This window comes from Aneurinibacillus terranovensis DSM 18919 (assembly GCF_000430625.1).
Classification (GTDB): Bacteria; Bacillota; Bacilli; order Aneurinibacillales; family Aneurinibacillaceae; genus Aneurinibacillus_B; species Aneurinibacillus_B terranovensis.
Genome location: NZ_AUMJ01000102.1, coordinates 1 through 3,671 on the forward strand (window position 1 = coordinate 1; position 3,671 = coordinate 3,671).

The 3,671-nt window shown below is 36.5% G+C and carries 5 protein-coding genes; all 5 read right to left on the bottom strand.

The window, feature by feature from the left end:
* Positions 1-176 precede the first annotated feature (176 nt).
* Positions 177-1,151 (bottom strand): FAD synthetase family protein, encoded by a 975-nt coding sequence (locus tag H525_RS25735; protein ID WP_211237024.1) that lies wholly within the window; start codon positions 1,149-1,151, stop codon positions 177-179.
* A gap of 10 nt (positions 1,152-1,161) precedes the next feature.
* Positions 1,162-1,809 (bottom strand): isochorismatase family protein, encoded by a 648-nt coding sequence (locus H525_RS0115205; protein ID WP_027416887.1) that lies wholly within the window; start codon positions 1,807-1,809, stop codon positions 1,162-1,164.
* Between the two features lie 69 nt (positions 1,810-1,878).
* On the bottom strand, positions 1,879-2,367 hold the full coding sequence (locus H525_RS0115210; RefSeq protein ID WP_035101508.1) for a flavin reductase family protein: 489 nt from the start codon (positions 2,365-2,367) through the stop codon (positions 1,879-1,881).
* A 39-nt stretch (positions 2,368-2,406) separates the two neighbouring features.
* Positions 2,407-2,700: a hypothetical protein gene (locus H525_RS0115215; RefSeq protein ID WP_162142506.1), complete on the bottom strand. Its 294-nt coding sequence runs from the start codon at positions 2,698-2,700 to the stop codon at positions 2,407-2,409.
* A 40-nt stretch (positions 2,701-2,740) separates the two neighbouring features.
* On the bottom strand, positions 2,741-3,502 hold the full coding sequence (locus tag H525_RS0115220) for a maleate cis-trans isomerase family protein (protein WP_027416890.1): 762 nt from the start codon (positions 3,500-3,502) through the stop codon (positions 2,741-2,743).
* Between the last annotated feature and the right edge of the window lie 169 nt (positions 3,503-3,671).

The window sequence follows — 3,671 nt, forward strand, 5'->3', positions numbered from 1 at the left end:
TGGGTCTTTTCCATTCTTTCTCCTCCTTTAATACGATAGAAAATTCTTTCCATAAGCAAAGAGTAAAACATTAAAACTTCACCAAATCCACCAAACTTTCTAAACCTTTCATATCCCTATTTTATCCCGTGTTTTATTTTGTGTCAATATTCTAATTATTCAAACTTGCAGAGTGATTATAGAAAACCCGAATAATTAACAATGATGTTAGTTTCTTCAGTAGTTATTGCTGTCACAGAATCTAAAAAGCCTAAAATAACTTTATCTTTGAAAAAACTACTACTCATTGCCTTATCCAAGGTAACTTCTATAAATTTAGTAGTATCCAGAATTCTTGCTTTAGTAAAATGCTTGTTGTTATAGCTTCCAATACTAACCTTATACTCTCCTGGAGGTGGTAACATAACATCGCCATCCGGTACAAAAAATACTTTAACATTATTCATCATTCGTATAATCCGACCGCTAATTTCATGCTGCTTACCCATAAGTTGAGTGGCAAGTTTAACGTCACGATTCCTTATTGCATTACGCACCCTTGTGCTAGAGATGCGTTCATTATCTAAATTAATAAATTCTAATCGTTCTGTTTCAAACCTAAATTTCATACCCGCCTGTTTTAAAAACGCAAAATCACCTGAACCTTTATAACCAAACTTGAAATCTTTCCCGATGAAAAGTTTTTTAGGATTTAGGCCCACAAGAATTTTATCAATAAAATCATCAGCACTGAGCCTTGAAAAATTTTGATCAAAGGTATATTCAATGAGCATATCCATTCCAAGTAAAGCTATTCGCTCAGCTCTAGTATACGAGCTAGTTAAACGAATGGACTGTGATTCTGTGTTACCGAAAAATACCTTTGGTAGAGGATCAAATGTAACTGCTATCGTAGTACAATTATTTTTTTTCCCCTCCCTTGCAACGGTTGATATTAACTGTTGATGACCTTTATGAACACCATCAAAAGTGCCAATGGTTATATAAGAACCGCGTTCTACTTCACTTATTTTTGGATGAAATAAATTTTTATAAAATTTCAGCGTAATCACCCCCTTACTATTTGCATTAATAAAATAAAAGGAAAATTTGCAATCCAAACGGAAGAGGACGCCTTTTTTAAACGACAAACAAGAAGTTTCATCATTCATTAAATATTTTTTAATAAACCGAAGCATATTTAGCTGAAACCGTTGCAATCACTTGATCCATTTTTAAAACATCGGCATATTTTTGATGTAAATCAAACAGACTTTGTTCATGTGATGCTAATGAACGATCGCCTACAGCATCCTCAACTACAATCGGCCTGTATCCATATTGCAGGGCATCGACAGCGGTAGCACGAACACAACCACATGTAGTACATCCAACGATGATAATCGTATCAACACCGTTTGCATTAAGACGCGCAATTAAATCTGTCCCAAAGAAAGCTGAGGCATATTTCTTGGAAAGTAATCCATCGCCTGAACGAAAGTGTAATCGGGAATCAACTTGTACGGCTTCAGTACCAGCTTTTAATGTCTTTAAACCCTCCATCTTCTGGTACCATATTCCAGAATCTGCAAGTGTATCGTCATCATAAGAAATGGTAGTAAAGAATACTGGAAAGTCCATTGTGTGCATAGTATCCAAAAGTTTATTAACGTTTACAATTTGTGAAGATAAATCAGAACCCATTGGCATAGTAGGATCTGTAAATCCTGTAATCATATCTACTACTATCAAGCATGGTTTCTTACCGAAACCTATTAACTTTCCGAATCCTCTTTCTTTAAATAAAGCCTCATCATTTTTAGTTTGCATCACTACGGTTTCCCTCCTTAAATCTCCAAGATTAAGATAAACAATCTTGGAGATTTATTAAATTTTTAATTAACTCTTTACACTTGTATTAAATGCACCGAATTGTCTGTTAAAGTGAAGTAATGGAGATTTTGATTCGCCTAAGACTACATTTTTAACTAACCCAATAAAAATGGTGTGATCACCAGCTGGGATTGTGTTCTCTACTTTACAATGAATAGTTGCCAAAGCGTTTTTGACCTCATAATTAAAACCGTCTTGCGTTTCCACAAAGTGCTCAAAGAATTTTGGGGTGCCTGGTTTAGCTCCTGATTTTGCTGCTTCAATTTGATCTTCTGCCAATATGCTTACACTAAAACGGTCATTATTTATAATAGCTTGAGTGCTGGCCGCCTTAGTTGCTAAGCTTACTAATATAAGGGGCGGCTCCATAGATAGCGAGCAGCATGCACTTACAGTTAAACCCCAAGGCCGACCATCCATTTCAGTCATTACAATGGTTACTCCGGTAGCCAATCGACTCATTGATTCACGGAATCTATCTTTCACTTCATGCATTATATTGCTCCTTCTCCTATTTTAGATAACAAGGTATTATTAACAGCTATTCTCCAGATTTTTTTGCCAAGGTAAATCGGAAGTAAACTCAGCTAACTTGGCTTCCAGCGCTTCAATTTTTCTTCCCCATATATCTTTTTGAATTTTAAATTTCTTTAACGCCTCGACCACATCTTTTAGCTCCTTTTCATGGTTGAAACTTATACCCTGTATTTTCTCCTTTATTATTTGTTCTTTCTTGGATAGCAATAGCAGCTCAAATTGATTACATTCTTGTATCCTACGATAAAAGAAGTCTAAATCATCAGATATCTTTGCATAAAATTGAATCACTTCCTCAATATCCAGGTATACCACCTCCTAAACAGAAACATCAGATAGCTATATCCCCTGACAGCAATTTTCCAGCATTAGGTACGTAAGGTTTTAATCCAAGAGTTTTAAGAATGTTGTATACCGTTGCAACAGCTGCCGAAAGTACAGGCTTTCCAATCTTATCTTCAACTTTCTGGATAGCTTGTAACGAAGGCATCTGAACGCAAGCGGATAATACAACAGCATCTGCCTGACTGACATCCAAATCTTTAACAATATCCACCAAACGCATAGGATCTTGACGTCCAACCTTCAGATTATCTTGAATTTCCAAGCTAATAGAATCTGTTACTTGAATTTCGCTTGATTCTATATAATCAATGACCTGGTTCGTTAATGGCTTCATATAAGGAGTAATAATTGCAACTTTTTTTGCTCCTAATGTTTTAATACCATCCACAAGGGCACCCGCACTACTAATAATGGGTGTAGCCGCTCCATTTTCTTTTGTTGCTTGAAACAATCGCCGCTCCGATTCCATATGATACCCCGGTCCTTGACACATGATAGCAACAAGACATGCATAGGCAAGAACATCACATCTGGCATCTGAGAGTTCAACAGCACAGCGATCGCTTTCTACATCCATTGCTTTCAATTCCTCTTTTGTCACATGTTTCATCCGCATCCTACTCGAATGAAACGTAAACGATAATTCCTGATCGATTTGCTCTCTCCAACGGAGCATAGCTGGAATTTCCGTTTCCATTGTTGTATTTGAGCTAGGAACAATAAGTCCTATTCGGTAGTTTTTTTTCAACTCTAATTCCTCCTGAATAGATCCAACCTACAGAAAGTAAGCTTTCATTATGATCTTTTAGTTGAAGTTATTGGTTATGCCAGAGGAAGTCCAATCGATTTACGGATTTGGTTCATGAAAGGCGTTCTATCATATTCGTGATAGAGGCGCTCACGAAGCAGCGGTGCGG

Bases quoted from the DNA above. Each gene is read 5' to 3' on its own strand.
- H525_RS0115210 (WP_035101508.1), bottom strand. From the start codon at position 2,367: ATGCATGAAGTGAAAGATAGATTCCGTGAATCAATGAGTCGATTGGCT.
- H525_RS0115205 (WP_027416887.1), bottom strand. From the start codon at position 1,809: ATGCAAACTAAAAATGATGAGGCTTTATTTAAAGAAAGAGGATTCGGA.
- H525_RS25735 (WP_211237024.1), bottom strand. From the start codon at position 1,151: ATGAATGATGAAACTTCTTGTTTGTCGTTTAAAAAAGGCGTCCTCTTC.